The following is a 14455-nucleotide window of genomic DNA, read 5'->3' on the forward strand; positions in this document are numbered from 1 at the left end:
GCGCCCTTGCGGAGGGCGCCCGGTGTCCTCACCCGTGGTCTCCCGGCGTGTAGTGCCCCGGCACCATCCGGCAGGTCACGCCGAACCGGTTCCAGGCGTTGATCACCGTGATCGCGGCGATCAGCTGCGCCAGCTCGGCCTCCTCGAACTGCTTCGCGGCCGTCTCGTAGACCTCGTCCGGCACGAAGCCGTCGGTCAGGACGGTCACGGCCTCCGTCAGCTCCAGCGCCGCCAGCTCCTTCTCCGTGTAGAAGTGCCGCGACTCCTCCCAGGCGCTCAGCTGGATGATCCGCTCGACGCTCTCACCGGCCGCGAGCGCGTCCTTGCTGTGCATGTCGACGCAGAGCGCGCAGTGGTTGATCTGCGAGGCACGGACCTTCACCAGCTCCAGGAGCCCCGGGTCGAGGCCCTTCCGGGAGGCCGCGTCGAGGCGGACCATCGCCTTGTAGACGTCGGGGGCGTGCTCGGCCCAGGCCAGGCGGGGGGTGTGCTCGGGGGCGTACTGAACGGTTTCGTGTGTGGTCATGCCCTCGACCCTAGGAGCGAAGCAGCCCAGGAGTATGGTCCATTTCCATGGCGGAATCATGGGCCACTCTGGGCGTCGACCTGCATCTGGAACCGACCGGCTCCGGCCTGCGCCGGGGCCTGACCGACGCCCTGCGCGAAGCGGTCCGCACCGGCCGCCTCGCCCCCGGCACCCGGCTGCCCTCCTCCCGCACCCTCGCCGCCGACCTGGGCATCGCCCGCAACACGGTCGCCGACGCCTACGCCGACCTCGTCGCGGAGGGCTGGCTCACCGCCCGCCAGGGCTCCAGCACCCGCGTCGGTGGCCGTACGGTCGTCCCGCCGGCCGACACGTCCCTCTCCCGCCGAGAGCAGCACCGTCCGACGTACGACCTCCGCCCCGGCACCCCCGACCTCGCCTCCTTCCCCCGCACCGAATGGCTCAAGGCCGCCCGCCGTGCCTTCACCGCCGCCCCGAACGACGCCCTCGGCTACGGCGACCCCCGTGGCCGCGTCGAACTGCGCACCGCACTCGCCGGCTACCTCGCCCGGGCCCGCGGCGTGCGCACCGACCCCGACCGCATCCTGATCTGCTCCGGCTTCGCCCACGCCCTGGGACTCCTCGGCACGGTCCTGCGCTCGCGCGGCACACGGACGGCCGCCGTGGAGTCGTACGGCCTTCCCCCGCACCGGAACCTGCTCACGGCCGCCGGCCTGCGCATCCGCCCCCTGCCCTTCGACGAACTCGGCACGGATCCGGGCGAGTTGGGCGGCGTCGGTGCCGTACTCCTCACCCCCGCCCATCAGTTCCCCATGGGCGTGCCCCTGCACCGCGACCGACGGACAGCCGTCGTGGACTGGGCGCGGCGCACCGGCGGGCTGGTACTGGAGGACGACTACGACGGCGAGTTCCGCTACGACCGCCAGCCCGTCGGCGCCCTCCAGGATCTCGACCCGGACCGCGTGGTCCACCTCGGCACGGCCAGCAAGTCCCTCGCCCCCGCGCTGCGCCTGGCGTGGATGGTCCTGCCGCCAGGGCTCACGGACGAGGCGGTGGCGGCGAAGGGCGGCCACGACACCTGCGGGGTGCTGGACCAGCTGACGCTGGCCGAGTTCATCACGTCCGGGGCCTACGACCGCCATGTGCGCGCCGCCCGGCTGCGCTACCGGCGCCGCCGTGACGCCCTGGTCGCGGCCCTGGCGTCGCGGGCGCCGGAGGTGCGGGTCACTGGCATCGCGGCCGGCCTGCACGCCGTCCTGCGCCTCCCGCCCGGCACCGAGAAGTCGGTGCTCCAGGCCGCCACCTGGCAGGGCCTCGCCCTGCACGGACTGTCCTACTTCCGCCACCGGGAGGCCGTGGCCGAGCCCTTGGACGCGCTGGTCGTCGGGTACGGCACACCGCCGGACCACGCGTGGGCGGGGGCGCTGGACGCGCTGTGCAGGGTGCTGCCGTAGGACGGGCCCCGTCTCGGCCGACGATCCGCCGATCTCGCCCCGCCGTACAGCGGAACGCCAGGGAGCCCCTCACCCCCCTGACCTCCGTGAAGAACTCGGGACATTCCCGGGGCCGGCCGGCTCAGGCGCCTCCTCCGTCACCTCCCCGAACCGCGCCAGCGCCAGCGCCCCCGCCACGGCCACCAGAAACCCCAGCACGGCGAGCCACGCCAGCCCTTCCCGCGTACGGTCGCCCAGCCACACCACGCCCACCAGCGCGGGCCCGACGGTCTCCCCGATCACCATCCCGGCGGTGGCGGTCGTCACCGACCCGCGCTGGAGGGCCGAGGTCAGCGACAGGAACGCGGCACCGCCGCCCAGCAGCAGCGCGTACGTCGCCGGATTCGCGAGGAGGTCCGAGGGCACGAGCGAGTCGATCAGCCGCACCGCCACCTCGACCACGCCGAAGCCGAACCCGGCACCCAGACCCAGCAGCAGGGAGCGCCCTCGCTCCGGCAGCCGCCCGCCGCTCAGCCCGAGCAGCAGGACGGCCACGGCCATGGCGAGCATCGCGTACTCCAACGCCGCCGGCCCGCCCCGGTCGCCCTCCGTCCCCGACGCCACCCCCAGCATCGCGAGCCCGGCACACACGACCCCCACCGCGCCCCACTCGCTCCCGGTGAGCCGTACCCGCAGCAGCCGCGCCGCGACCACCGCCGTCACGGCGAGGCTGGAGGCCAGCGCCGCGCCGACCGCGTAGATCGGCACCGAGCGCAGCGCGGCGACCTGGAACAAGAACCCCAACCCGTCGAGCGCCAGTCCGGCCAGATACCGCCACTGCCGGACCGCCCGCAGGAACAGCGCGGCCTCCCCGCCCCGGCCGGTGTCCGCCGTCCGCGTCGCCATCGCCTGCAACACCGTCGCCGTACCGAAGCAGACCGCGGCACCAAGGGCGCACACCATTCCAAAGAGCACAAAGTGACTGTAGGGGAGGGAACGAGGGGCGGCCCGACTGCGGGGCTTCTCTTACCGATCTCTAAGCTGACCGCCGAAGATCACGCATCTACGGATCGCACCACCAGCGGATCGCAACATCAACGGGGAGACATGGACATGGCGGACACGCGCCGGCAACTGCGCTCAGGCACGGTCGTACTGGGCGGCATGGGACTGCTCGCCGCAGCCCTGACCTCCTGCTCCTCCGCCCCCGACAAACGCTGCGTGGACCGCGACAGCTACCGCCTCGGCAAGGGCTACACCATCGTCGCCGACAAGAACTGCAAGTCGGCCACGACCGTCGACGGCGCCTACTACTACGGCGGCAAGAAGAAGGGCGACTGGGTCAAGGGCGGCTCCTTCACCAAGTCCGGCAAGGGATCCGGCAGTTCTTCGGGCAGTGGCGGGAGCAGCGGCGGCAGCGGAGTCGACCGGGGCGGCTTCGGCAGCGACAAGGGCAGCTCCGGCGGCTGAACGGGAACGTACCGACACCCATGGAACGCCGCATCATCGAGCCCCGCCCCGGCTGGCAGCAGACCGTCGAGGAACAGGGCCTCATCTATCCCCTCACCCGCCACCCCGACGACTCCCTGCGCCCCTACTGGGACGAGAGCGCCTACTACGTCTTCTCCCTCCCGGAAGTGGAGGCGCTGGAGCAGGTCGTCGAGGAACTGCACGGCATGTGCCTGGCAGCGGCCGAGCACATCGTGCGCGAGGACCGCTTCGCCGACCTCGGCATCACCGACCCGCGCATCGTCGAGGCGGTCACCGAGGCTTGGCGCCGCCGCACCGAACTCCCCTCCGTCTACGGCCGTTTCGACCTCCGCTACGACGGCACGAGCCCGGCGAAGCTCCTTGAGTACAACGCGGACACCCCCACCTCCCTGGTGGAGGCGGCCTCGCCCCAGTGGTTCTGGATGGAGGAACGCTTCCCGGGCGCCGACCAGTGGAACTCTCTCCACGAACGCCTCATCGACGCCTGGAAACAGCAGTCCGCGCTGCTCCCGCCCGGCAGCCCGCTCTACTTCGCGCACTCCTCGGCCGACGAACTCGGCGAGGACCTGATGACGGTCGCCTATCTGAAGGAGACGGCGGAACAGGCAGGTCTGGACACCGCCTGGATCTCCATGGAGGAGATCGGCTGGGACCGCCTCTCCGGCCGCTTCGTCGACAACCGACTCCGCTTCATCCGCAGCTGCTTCAAGCTCTATCCCTGGGAATGGCTCACCACCGACCGCTTCGCCGGCCACGTCCTCGACACCCTCGACAGCGGCGGCGGCACCGGCAGCACCCTGTGGATCGAACCGGCCTGGAAGATGCTGCTCAGCAACAAGGCCCTGCTGGCCATCCTCTGGGAGCTCTCTCCGGGCCACCCCAACCTGCTCCCCGCCTACCTCGACGGCCCCCGCGACCTGGCCACCACCACGGGCTACGTCGCCAAGCCCCTGCTGGGCCGGGAGGGCGCGGGCGTGACGATTCACGAGCCGCGCCCCTTGGACACCGACGCCGATCCCGCCGTACGCGAAGAGCCCTGCTGCTACCAGGAGTTGGCCCCCCTTCCCGACTTCGACGGCAACCGGGTCGTCCTCGGCGCCTGGGTCGTCGGGAACGAGTCGGCGGGCCTCGGCATCCGGGAGTCGTCCGGCCTGATCACGGACGAGTACGCACGCTTTCTGCCGCACGTGATCCTCTAGACCTCCAGTACGCCCCGCAGCTGGGCCAGCCCCCAGTCCAGGTCCTCCTTTCCGATCACCAGGGGCGGCGCGATGCGGATCGTCGCCCCATGGGTGTCCTTCACCAGGACACCCCGGTCCATCAGCTTCTCGGACACCTCCCGCCCCGTCCCGTACGCCCGGGCGATGTCGATGCCCGCCCACAGCCCGCGCCCCCGCACCTCCGTCACGTGGCCCGTGCCGACCAGCGCCGCCAGCTCCCGCTGCAGATGCTCGCCCAGCTCCGTGGCCCGCGCCTGGAACTCGCCCGTCCGCAGCATCGCCAGCACCTCCAGCGCCACCGCACAGGCCAGCGGATTCCCGCCGAACGTCGACCCGTGCTCCCCGGGCCGGAACACCCCCAGCACCTCGGCACTCGACACCACGGCCGACACGGGCACAACGCCACCGCCGAGGGCCTTGCCCAGCACATACATGTCGGGCACCACCCCCTCGTGCTCGCACGCGAAGGTACGTCCCGTCCGCCCCAGCCCCGACTGGATCTCGTCGGCGACGAAGAGAACATTCCGCTCCCGCGCCAGCTCCCGCACCGCCGGCAGATAACCGGGCGGCGGCACGATCACCCCCGACTCGCCCTGGATCGGCTCCAGCAGCACCGCCACGGTGTTCTCGGTCATCGCCTCCCGCATCGCCGTCAGATCCCCGTACGGCACGATCGCGAAGCCCGGTGTGTACGGCCCGAAGTCCGCGCGCGCCTCCGGGTCCGTGGAGAAGCTGATGACCGTCGTCGTACGGCCGTGAAAATTGCCGCCCGCGACCACGATCTTCGCCATCTCCGCCGGCACGCCCTTGACCCGGTACCCCCACTTCCGGGCCGTCTTCACGGCCGTCTCCACCGCCTCCGCGCCGGTGTTCATCGGCAGCACCATCTCCATGCCGCACAGCTCGGCCAGCTCCGCGCAGAACGCGGCGAACCGGTCGTGGTGAAACGCCCGCGACGTCAGCGTCACCCGCTCCAGCTGCGCCTTCGCCGCATCGATCAGCCGCCGGTTGCGGTGACCGAAGTTGAGCGCCGAATATCCGGCCAGCAGATCCAGATACCGCCGCCCCTCGACATCCGTCATCCAGGCGCCGTCCGCCGTCGCCACGACGACCGGCAGCGGGTGGTAGTTGTGCGCGCTGTGGGCGTCGGCGGCTTCGATGAGGCTTTCCGTAGCGGTCACGGCAACTCCCGAACATGAGGCGGATCCCCTTCCTATCGTCGCTCGGATGCCGGACGCGGGAGCCAAGCCGACTCATGCGCCCGGTAGGCTGATCGCGGGCCGTGACTGGCGCGCTGGGATGGGACCGACCATCGGGGAGCGGCCCTCGACGGCCTGACCCTCGGGCCCGACGAGCGAGTGCCGTGCGCCTGGGCCGAACCGTGAACCGTGACCGCTTCAAGCCACGCCGCCCGGAGGCCGACCACATGTCAGACCAGCAGCCCCTCTCCACCGAGTCCACCGCCTTCCGTGCCGCCCTCGACGTGATCCGCGCCGTCGAGCCGCGCGTCGCCGACGCCATCGGCCAGGAGGTCCACGATCAGCGCGAGATGCTCAAGCTGATCGCCTCCGAGAACTACGCCTCCCCGGCCACCCTGCTCGCCATGGGCAACTGGTTCAGCGACAAGTACGCCGAGGGCACCATCGGCCGCCGCTTCTACGCCGGCTGCCGCAACGTCGACACCGTCGAGTCCCTCGCCGCCGAGCACGCCCGCGAACTCTTCGGCGCCCGCCACGCCTACGTCCAGCCGCACTCCGGCATCGACGCCAACCTCGTCGCCTTCTGGTCCGTCCTCGCCGCCCGCGTCGAGGCCCCCGCCCTGGAGAAGGCCGGCGTCCGCCAGGTCAACGACCTCTCCGAGGCCGACTGGGCCGAGCTCCGCCAGGCCTTCGGCAACCAGCGCATGCTCGGCATGTCCCTGGACGCCGGCGGCCACCTCACCCACGGCTTCCGCCCGAACATCTCCGGCAAGATGTTCGACCAGCGCTCCTACGGCACCGACCCGCAGACCGGACTGGTGGACTACGAGGCCCTGCGCGCCTCCGCCCGAGAGTTCAAGCCGCTGATCATCGTCGCCGGCTACTCCGCCTACCCCCGTCTCGTGAACTTCCGGATCATGCGGGAGATCGCCGACGAGGTCGGGGCGACCCTGATGGTGGACATGGCGCACTTCGCGGGCCTGGTGGCCGGCAAGGTCCTCACCGGTGACTTCGACCCGGTCCCGCACGCCCAGATCGTCACCACCACCACCCACAAGTCCCTCCGCGGCCCCCGCGGCGGCATGGTCCTGTGCGACGACTCCCTCAAGGACCAGGTCGACCGCGGCTGCCCGATGGTCCTCGGCGGCCCGCTCCCGCACGTCATGGCCGCCAAGGCCGTCGCCCTCGCCGAGGCACGTCAGCCCTCCTTCCGTGACTACGCCCAGCGCATCGTCGACAACTCCCGCGCCCTCGCCGACGGCCTGATGCGCCGGGGCGCGACCCTGGTGACCGGCGGCACCGACAACCACCTCAACCTGATCGACGTCGCCTCCTCCTACGGCCTCACCGGCCGCCAGGCCGAGGCTGCCCTGCTCGAATCCGGCATCGTCACCAACCGCAACTCCATTCCGGCCGACCCCAACGGCGCCTGGTACACCTCCGGTATCCGCATCGGCACCCCCGCCCTGACCACCCGCGGCCTGGGCACCGCCGAGATGGACGAGGTCGCCGCCCTCATCGACCGAGTCCTCACCACCACGGAACCCGGCACCACCAAGTCGGGGGCCCCCTCCAAGGCCGCCCACATCCTCGATCCCAAGGTCGCCGACGAGATCTCCCACCGCGCGACCGACCTGGTCGCCGGCTTCCCGCTGTACCCGGAAATCGACCTGGGCTGACGCCTGGCCCGACGTATGCGGAACTTCAAGGATCGATGCTCAAAGATCCATACTCAAAGATCGATCAGTTCCTGTCGTGGCTCCTCCCGCGGCGGCCCGGCCCCGTGCCCGGCCGCCGCGCGGCGTATCAGCAGCGTGCCGGCGCCGCCGGCAGCGAACCCGACGGCCAGCCCCGGCACAGGACGACCACAAACAGGCGGTGGTGAGGGAGAGTTGAGAGCCTTATGGCCGGTGGCGGCCGGGTCGGCGGCCGGGAGCGGTCACTCACACAGGTGATGTTGATCGATAGCCTGCCCGGTCGGTGAACGTGGGGTCTAGGTTCACGACATGTCGCGCTTCCGGATGTACCCGACGAGCGAGCAGGCGAGCATCATGCTTGACCACTGCGCGCACGCCCGCTACGTCTGGAACCTTGCCGTCGAGCAGCACTCGCACTGGTACAAGGGGCGCGGGGCCGCGCCCGGTTTCGCTGAGCAGTGCCGCCAGCTCACCGAGGCCCGGCGTGACTACGCATGGCTGCGCGCTGGTAACGCGGACGTCCAGCAGCAGGCTCTGAAGGACTTCGCCAAGGCCAAGAACGCCCGGTTCGCCTCCGGGTTCGGTGAACCGACCTGGCGTAAGAAGTTCCGGCATGAAGGCTTCCGTGTCATCGGCACCGACCGCGTACCGGAGTTCGAGGCGGACGGTACCCCGAAGCTGAATGCCAAGGGCAAGCAGGTCATGGGCCGCTGTGTCGTGGTGCAGAAGCTGAACCGGCGCTGGGCGCAAGTGAAGGTGCCCGGCTGCGGCTGGGTGCGCTTGCGCCTGTCCCGCAAGGGCAAGGGCGCCTGCCTGCCCGCCGCGAAGACGTTCCGGGTCACCTTCCGTAACGGGCAGTGGCATCTCGCGTTCGCCGTCGTTCCCGTGCCAGCTGACGCACCCGGCACGGGTGAGGTCATTGGCATCGACCGGGGTGTGAAGATCACCGCCGCCCTCTCGGACGGGCGGAAGCTGAACTGCCCGCAGCTCACGGTCAAGGAGCGCGCGCAGATCCGTAAGCACCAGCGGCGTGCTGCCCGCGCCCCGAGGGGCAGCGAGGCCAAGGCCGCCGAGTACGCCAAGGCCGCCAGACTCAAGGCGCGCGAAGGCGCCCGGCGCAAGGACTGGTGCGAGAAGACCAGCACCATGCTCGCCAGGTCGTACGGTCTGGTGCGGTTCGAGAAGCTGAACATCAAGAACATGACCCGCTCGGCAAAGGGGACTGTCGAGCAGCCCGGCACGAAGGTGGGGCAGAAGGCAGGGCTGAACCGGGTGATCCTCGCCCAGGGCTGGGGGCTGCTGCGGCGACGCACGCAGGACAAGGCTCCGGGCCGGGTCGAGGACGTCCCCGCACCCTTCACGTCTCTGCGTTGCTCCGCCTGCGGATGGATCGAGAAGAAGTCGCGCAAGAGCCAAGCCGACTTCGTCTGTGTGTCCTGCGGGTTCACCAGCAACGCCGACGAGAACGCAGCGAACAACGTCGCGGCAGGACAGGGCGGGATCCCCCGCCCCCGGCGCTCAGCCGGTGCCGGAGGGGTGACAGCGGCCACCGGCCGTTCGAGCGCCCGTGAACCTCAACCCACCTGGGTTGGAATCCCCCTCTTTTAAGAGGGGGAGGATGTCAAACCACGATGATCCGCACCGGCGGATACCGGCCGGCCCTCGAACCAGCCCTCCGGTACCTGCTCCGTCCCGGTGTAGGTGGGCTGCAGCAGCTGCCAGAGACGGGCGAAGTCCTGCTCGCCGGAGCGCAGCACTGTCGTCCGCCCTGTGCCGGCCGCCGTCACGATCGCCAGATCGGGGATGTCCCCGTCCGGTCCCGGTGCGGCGACCGCGGGCGCAGCGAACAGGGCCATCGCCAATGGCACCGGCGTCAGCACGGCGAGTCGCCTCATCGTGCGTCTGCGACGGTGTGCCATTCCTCCCCCTCCCGATCTCACAGCGGTCCCCCCTCTACTGAACTCCCGGCCTGTCTTCTGATCCACCGACCTCAGATGACCTCAGATGTCGCGCAGCTCCTGCCGCGGCCCTCGCTCCGCGTCGCGTAGATGTGGCAGAGGCAGCTTCCGCGCGGCGAACGGTCGCAGCACCAGTGCCAGCACGGCTCCGGCCGCCGCACCCGGGAGCGCCCACCACCAGTCGGTGTCATCGGAGGCGCCCGTGGTGGCTGCCCGCGTCGTGGTGGCAGCGGTGTCCGCCGTGCTGCCCTTGTCTGCTGTGCCGCCCTTGTCCGCAGCACCGGCGGATCCCGGGTTCGAGACCTTGTCGATCACACCGAGCTGTGCGAGCAGGGTGTGCAGCTGAGCAGGCCGCTCAGCCTTCTTCCACTGGTCGTTTCCTTCGGGCGGTGTGCCCAATGCCGTGTTGATCCATATGTCCTCGGCGTCGCTCACGATCACGGAGTCCTGCCGCCAGGGCGCCACATCGTGGACCATCCACGTGATGTTGACGTACTCGCCCGAGGCGGAGGCAAGCTCACGGGCCCGCTTGTCCGCGTCGAGACCACGGTTCGTCCGATCGAGCAGTGTCTGCAGCCGGTTGTACTCCGGGGCGGTGGAGTAGAGCCCCGTGGCCTGCTGGGTGGTCGGCGAGGCCAGGAGCACGCTCGTCGGCCCGCCGGCGGACGCGGGAGGCGCGCCCAGGAGAGCCAGAGTCAGCATCGTGGCCAATGCCCCTGCGGTAGCGATCAGTTGACGCATCCTCACCATGAGGTCCCCCACCGGTCCGGTGCGGCCCGTCCGTGGGCCGCGTGTCACTTCTGGTACACCGCCCGACCCGCCGGGGTTCCCACCTTTGCCGCTCTATTCGGATCCGGATTTCGAGGATTTCTCGAGCGACTTCGCGATCTCCATCGCCCGCTCCCTCGACGCCACTCCCTCCAGCCGCAGCGTCACGTCCTCGCCGTCCGTCCGGTGCATCCACAGCAGCGTTGGACCCGCTGTCCGTTCCTTGCGGGTGTAGCGGTCCCCGTTCTCGTCGACCAGCCAGAAGCTGAGCAGGTGTGGCCGGGGGAACCACAGGGCCAGGTCCGAGCCCGACGTGCCGCCCCCGCCCAGTTGCAGCCACTCCGGCTGTTCGCGCACGGTCTTGGCGAAGGAGACGTCCAGGCGGGCCGGGTACTCGTCCAGCCGGATCGTGCGCCCGTCCTCCTGACGGCACAACGTCACCAGGAACCGCCCCTGCGGCTCGGCCGTCACCGCCACGGCCTCCGGCGTGCCGAACGCCTTGGGCACCAGCGGCGCGAACCCGGCCCGCCGCTCCGCCTGCGCCAGCGACACCGACCTCCCGCAGCCGGGCACCTCGGCACCCGGAGAAGGCTCCGCCGACGGGTCGTACCGCACCTCGACCCCGCCGAAGCCGAACCAGTCGAAGACCGTGGCCCGCACCGGAGGCGTGAGCACCAGCACCGTCAGCAGACCGCACAGCGCCGCGGTCAGCGCACGCCATCGCACCCGCGTCCACCGCCGGACCACCCGCAGCCGCTCACCGGTGCCCGACGGCTCGGCCACCGGTACGGGCACCTGCTCGGCGAGTATCTGCTGCAGCACCCGCTCGACCATCGTCTCGGAACCGTCGGCCCCGGGCCGGTCCAGCGACCGACCCAGCGCCCTCAGTTCCTCCGGCAGCCGCGAGGCCTCGCCGCGACGCCGGCCGCCGTCCTGGTCGTCGTACGACTCCTGGCCGTCACTCATGCTCATCACCCCCTTCCCGAGGCTGGAAATCCGGCAGCAGCCTGCTCAGCTTCCGCAGGGCGCGGTTGAGCCGGGACTTCACCGTGCCCCTGGGCCAGCCCAGGGCCTGGGCCGTCTCGGACTCGTCCATCTCCAGCAGATAGCGGTAGGTGACGACCAGACGGTGCTCCTCGCTCAGCTTCTCCAGAGCGGTCTGCAGCGCGACCCGGCGCTCTATCTCCAGGGCCGCCACCGCCGGGTCCGCCGAAGCCGGTATCAGCGGCTCCGCCTCCACGAACGCCGCCTCGCGGCCGGCGAGCGTGCGCTGGCGGGCCGCCGTGCGCACTGTGTTCCTCGTCTCATTGGCGACGATCGACAGCAGCCAGGGCTTGAACGCCGCGCCGTCCTTGAACCGGCCCAGCGCGCAGTACGCCTTTACGAAGGCCTGCTGCACCACGTCTTCCGCGTCCGCACCCGCCCCGAGCGCCGCGGCCGCACGCAGCGCGATGCCCGTATGGGCCCGCACCAGCTCCGCATACGCCTCCGGCTCTCCGGCGCGTACGCGTGCGATCACCGCGGCCTCATCGACGATGCGGCCCCCCTCCCGCGTCCTCACACTCTTGTTACACCGCCGGGGCCAGATCGGTTCCCACCTGTTCCCGGCCAGTTCTCAGCCCGTTCCGGATCGCCCTCTGAGACCTGAGAGAATGGTGGACATGGCCCTTGATCGTCCTCGCGTGCTCTCCGGAATCCAGCCCACCGCAGGCTCGTTCCACCTCGGCAACTACCTCGGCGCCGTCCGTCAGTGGGTGGCCCTGCAGGAGACCCACGACGCGTTCTACATGGTCGTCGACCTGCACGCGATCACGGTTCCGCAGGACCCGAAGGAGCTGCGGGCCAACACCCGCCTCGCCGCGGCGCAGCTGCTGGCCGCGGGACTCGACGCGGAGCGCTGCACGCTCTTCGTCCAGAGCCATGTCCCCGAGCACGCCCAGCTCGCCTGGATCATGAACTGCCTCACCGGCTTCGGCGAGGCCTCCCGCATGACCCAGTTCAAGGACAAGTCCGCCAAGCAGGGCGCCGACCGTGCCAGCGTCGGCCTCTTCACGTACCCGGTCCTCCAGGTCGCGGACATCCTGCTCTACCAGGCGAACGAGGTCCCGGTCGGCGAGGACCAGCGCCAGCACATCGAGCTCACCCGTGACCTCGCCGAGCGCTTCAACGGCCGCTTCGGCGCGACCTTCACGATTCCGAAGCCGTACATCCTCAGGGAGACGGCGAAGATCTACGACCTCCAGGAACCGTCGATCAAGATGAGCAAGTCGGCGTCAACCCCGAAGGGGTTGATCAATCTGCTCGACGATCCCAAGGCCACCGCCAAGAAGGTCAAGAGCGCGGTCACCGACACGGACACCGTGATCCGCTTCGACGCGGAGAACAAGCCGGGCGTCAGCAACCTGCTCACCATCTACTCGACCCTCACGGGCGAGGGGGTCGCGGACCTGGAGCAGAAGTACGACGGCAAGGGCTACGGCGCACTCAAGACCGACCTTGCCGAGATCATGGTCGGGTTCGTGACGCCGTTCCGCGAGCGCACCCAGCAGTACCTGGACGACCCGGAGACGCTGGACTCGATCCTCGCCAAGGGCGCGGAGAAGGCGCGTGCCGTCGCCGCGGAGACCCTGTCCCAGGCGTACGACAGGGTGGGCTTCCTGCCCGCGAAGCACTGACAGGCACTCAGGCGCACCACCGCACAGACGTACTACTGGGCAGAGCGCTGCACATCACTACGGTTGCGCCTGCCCACAACACACCCGTGGCCGTACAGTCGATAGCCGGACGGCTGGGAACGCACCCGAAAAAGACGACAGGAGACGACGTGGGGACCGTAACGATCGGTGTGTCGATCGCGGTCCCGGAGCCTCACGGCAGCCTGCTCCAGGAGCGGCGCGCGGGCTTCGGCGACGCCGCGGCGCACGGCATCCCCACGCACGTCACCCTGCTGCCGCCGACAGAGGTCGACGACGGCGAGCTGCCCGCGATCGAGGCCCACCTCGTCGAGGTCGCGGCCGCCGTGCGCCCCTTCCCGATGCGGCTGTCCGGCACGGGCACCTTCCGCCCCCTGTCCCCGGTCGTGTTCGTCCAGGTCGTCGAGGGCGCCGCGGCCTGCACCTGGCTGCAGAAGCAGGTCCGCGACGCGTCCGGCCCGGTGGCTCGCGAGCTGCAGTTCCCGTACCACCCGCATGTCACCGTGGCGCACGGCATCGACGACGAGGCGATGGACCACGCCTTCGAGGAACTCGCCGACTACACCGCCGCCTGGCCCTGCACCGGCTTCGCGCTCTACGAACAGGGCGCCGACGGCGTATGGCGCAAGCTGCGCGAGTTCACCTTCGGCAGCGCGGTCGTACCACCGCAGCCGGATCACGTGGAGCGGGGCTCCCTGCCGACTCGCTAGAACTCGGCCCTAGAGCGGCAGCCGCCGGAACACCGCCCGCGGCACATGCCGCAGCGCCGACATCACCAGCCGCAGTGCGCCCGGCACCCACACCGTCTCCGAGCGCCGCCTCAGGCCCAGCTCGATGGCCGTCGCGACCGCTTCCGGAGTCGTGGCGAGCGGTGCCTCTTCCAGTCCGGCGGTCATCTTCGACCGTACGAACCCGGGGCGTACGACCATGACGTGCACGCCGGTGCCGTGGAGCGCGTCGCCCAGGCCCTGGGTGAAGGCGTCGAGGCCGGCCTTGCTGGAGCCGTAGATGAAGTTGGCGCGGCGGGCGCGTTCGCCGGCGACGGAGGAGAGCACGACCAGGGAGCCGTGGCCCTGGGTCTGCAACGCGCGCGCGGCGACGAGTGCCGAGGACACCGCGCCCGTGTAGTTGGTCTGCGCGACCCGTACCGCGGCGGCCGGTTCGCGCTCGTCGTGCGCCTGGTCGCCGAGGATGCCGAAGGCGAGCAGCACCATGTCGATGTCGCCCTCCGCGAAGACCTTGCCGAGCACTGTTTCGTGGGAGTCGGGGTCGAGCGCGTCGAAGGGGACGGTGTGCACCTCGGCCCCGAGGGCGCGCAGTTCGGCGGCGGCCCCGTCGAGCGCGGGCGTCGGGCGGCCCGCCAGCCACACCGTGCGGGTGCGGCGGGCGATCAGGCGGCGCGCGGTGGCCAGCGCGATCTCGGACGTACCGCCGAGGACGAGCAGGGACTGGGGGAGGCCGAAGGCGTCCTTCACGACAGCTCCTAGAGGT

15 protein-coding genes are annotated in these 14455 nt (G+C 70.6%); 7 read left to right on the forward strand and 8 right to left on the reverse strand.

Annotated elements, in window-relative coordinates; genetic code table 11:
• Positions 1 to 28: 28 nt before the first annotated feature.
• Positions 29 to 526, reverse strand: a complete 498-nt coding sequence (locus QQY66_RS30335; RefSeq protein WP_301983438.1) for a carboxymuconolactone decarboxylase family protein — start codon at positions 524 to 526, stop codon at positions 29 to 31.
• A gap of 47 nt (positions 527 to 573) precedes the next feature.
• Between QQY66_RS30335 and QQY66_RS30340 the strand changes: the two genes are divergently transcribed.
• The gene (locus QQY66_RS30340) at positions 574 to 1959 is read left to right on the forward strand and encodes a PLP-dependent aminotransferase family protein (RefSeq protein WP_301983439.1); all 1386 of its coding nucleotides are present in this window, start codon (positions 574 to 576) and stop codon (positions 1957 to 1959) included.
• A gap of 69 nt (positions 1960 to 2028) precedes the next feature.
• Here QQY66_RS30340 and QQY66_RS30345 read toward each other — a convergent pair whose 3' ends face one another.
• Positions 2029 to 2901, reverse strand: a complete 873-nt coding sequence (locus tag QQY66_RS30345; RefSeq protein ID WP_301987549.1) for a hypothetical protein — start codon at positions 2899 to 2901, stop codon at positions 2029 to 2031.
• A 150-nt stretch (positions 2902 to 3051) separates the two neighbouring features.
• Between QQY66_RS30345 and QQY66_RS30350 the strand changes: the two genes are divergently transcribed.
• Together QQY66_RS30350 and QQY66_RS30355 are read left to right on the forward strand one after the other, a co-directional pair.
• Positions 3052 to 3408 (forward strand): hypothetical protein, encoded by a 357-nt coding sequence (locus QQY66_RS30350; RefSeq protein ID WP_301983440.1) that lies wholly within the window; start codon positions 3052 to 3054, stop codon positions 3406 to 3408.
• 20 nt (positions 3409 to 3428) lie between these two features.
• On the forward strand, positions 3429 to 4628 hold the full coding sequence (locus QQY66_RS30355; RefSeq protein WP_301983441.1) for a glutathionylspermidine synthase family protein: 1200 nt from the start codon (positions 3429 to 3431) through the stop codon (positions 4626 to 4628).
• On the opposite strand, the gene rocD is transcribed toward QQY66_RS30355, so the two are convergent.
• Positions 4625 to 5830, reverse strand: coding sequence for an ornithine--oxo-acid transaminase (rocD, locus tag QQY66_RS30360; protein ID WP_301983442.1), 1206 nt, complete (start codon positions 5828 to 5830; stop codon positions 4625 to 4627). The two genes, QQY66_RS30355 and rocD, sit on opposite strands and share 4 nt — an antisense overlap.
• 245 nt (positions 5831 to 6075) lie before the next feature.
• Between rocD and QQY66_RS30365 the strand changes: the two genes are divergently transcribed.
• Positions 6076 to 7527, forward strand: coding sequence for a glycine hydroxymethyltransferase (locus QQY66_RS30365; protein ID WP_301983443.1), 1452 nt, complete (start codon positions 6076 to 6078; stop codon positions 7525 to 7527).
• A gap of 327 nt (positions 7528 to 7854) precedes the next feature.
• Complete coding sequence (locus QQY66_RS30370; RefSeq protein ID WP_301983444.1) at positions 7855 to 9153, forward strand: transposase; 1299 nt, start codon at positions 7855 to 7857, stop codon at positions 9151 to 9153.
• Here QQY66_RS30370 and QQY66_RS30375 read toward each other — a convergent pair.
• The 4 genes from QQY66_RS30375 to QQY66_RS30390 form a co-directional block, all read right to left on the reverse strand.
• The gene (locus tag QQY66_RS30375) at positions 9150 to 9440 is read right to left on the reverse strand and encodes a hypothetical protein (RefSeq protein WP_301983445.1); all 291 of its coding nucleotides are present in this window, start codon (positions 9438 to 9440) and stop codon (positions 9150 to 9152) included. The genes QQY66_RS30370 and QQY66_RS30375 overlap by 4 nt on opposite strands.
• Positions 9441 to 9545: 105 nt before the next feature.
• A complete protein-coding gene (locus QQY66_RS30380; protein WP_301983446.1) occupies positions 9546 to 10205 on the reverse strand; it encodes a hypothetical protein in 660 nt (219 codons plus the stop codon).
• Positions 10206 to 10346: 141 nt separating this feature from the next.
• The gene (locus tag QQY66_RS30385) at positions 10347 to 11237 is read right to left on the reverse strand and encodes a hypothetical protein (protein WP_301983447.1); all 891 of its coding nucleotides are present in this window, start codon (positions 11235 to 11237) and stop codon (positions 10347 to 10349) included.
• The gene (locus tag QQY66_RS30390; RefSeq protein WP_301983448.1) at positions 11230 to 11790 is read right to left on the reverse strand and encodes an RNA polymerase sigma factor; all 561 of its coding nucleotides are present in this window, start codon (positions 11788 to 11790) and stop codon (positions 11230 to 11232) included. The genes QQY66_RS30385 and QQY66_RS30390 overlap by 8 nt, the downstream gene beginning before the upstream one ends.
• A 142-nt stretch (positions 11791 to 11932) precedes the next feature.
• Between QQY66_RS30390 and trpS the strand changes: the two genes are divergently transcribed.
• Both trpS and QQY66_RS30400 read left to right on the forward strand, forming a co-directional pair.
• Entirely contained in the window at positions 11933 to 12946 is a 1014-nt protein-coding gene (trpS, locus tag QQY66_RS30395) for a tryptophan--tRNA ligase (protein WP_301983449.1), read from the forward strand.
• 149 nt (positions 12947 to 13095) lie between these two features.
• A complete protein-coding gene (locus QQY66_RS30400) occupies positions 13096 to 13674 on the forward strand; it encodes a 2'-5' RNA ligase family protein (RefSeq protein ID WP_301983450.1) in 579 nt (192 codons plus the stop codon).
• Positions 13675 to 13683: 9 nt separating this feature from the next.
• On the opposite strand, the gene QQY66_RS30405 is transcribed toward QQY66_RS30400, so the two are convergent.
• Positions 13684 to 14439, reverse strand: a complete 756-nt coding sequence (locus QQY66_RS30405) for a decaprenylphospho-beta-D-erythro-pentofuranosid-2-ulose 2-reductase (RefSeq protein WP_301983451.1) — start codon at positions 14437 to 14439, stop codon at positions 13684 to 13686.
• Positions 14440 to 14455 lie beyond the last annotated feature (16 nt).

Origin of the sequence: Streptomyces sp. DG2A-72 (genome assembly GCF_030499575.1) — a bacterium.
In the GTDB taxonomy this organism is placed as follows: domain Bacteria; phylum Actinomycetota; class Actinomycetes; order Streptomycetales; family Streptomycetaceae; genus Streptomyces.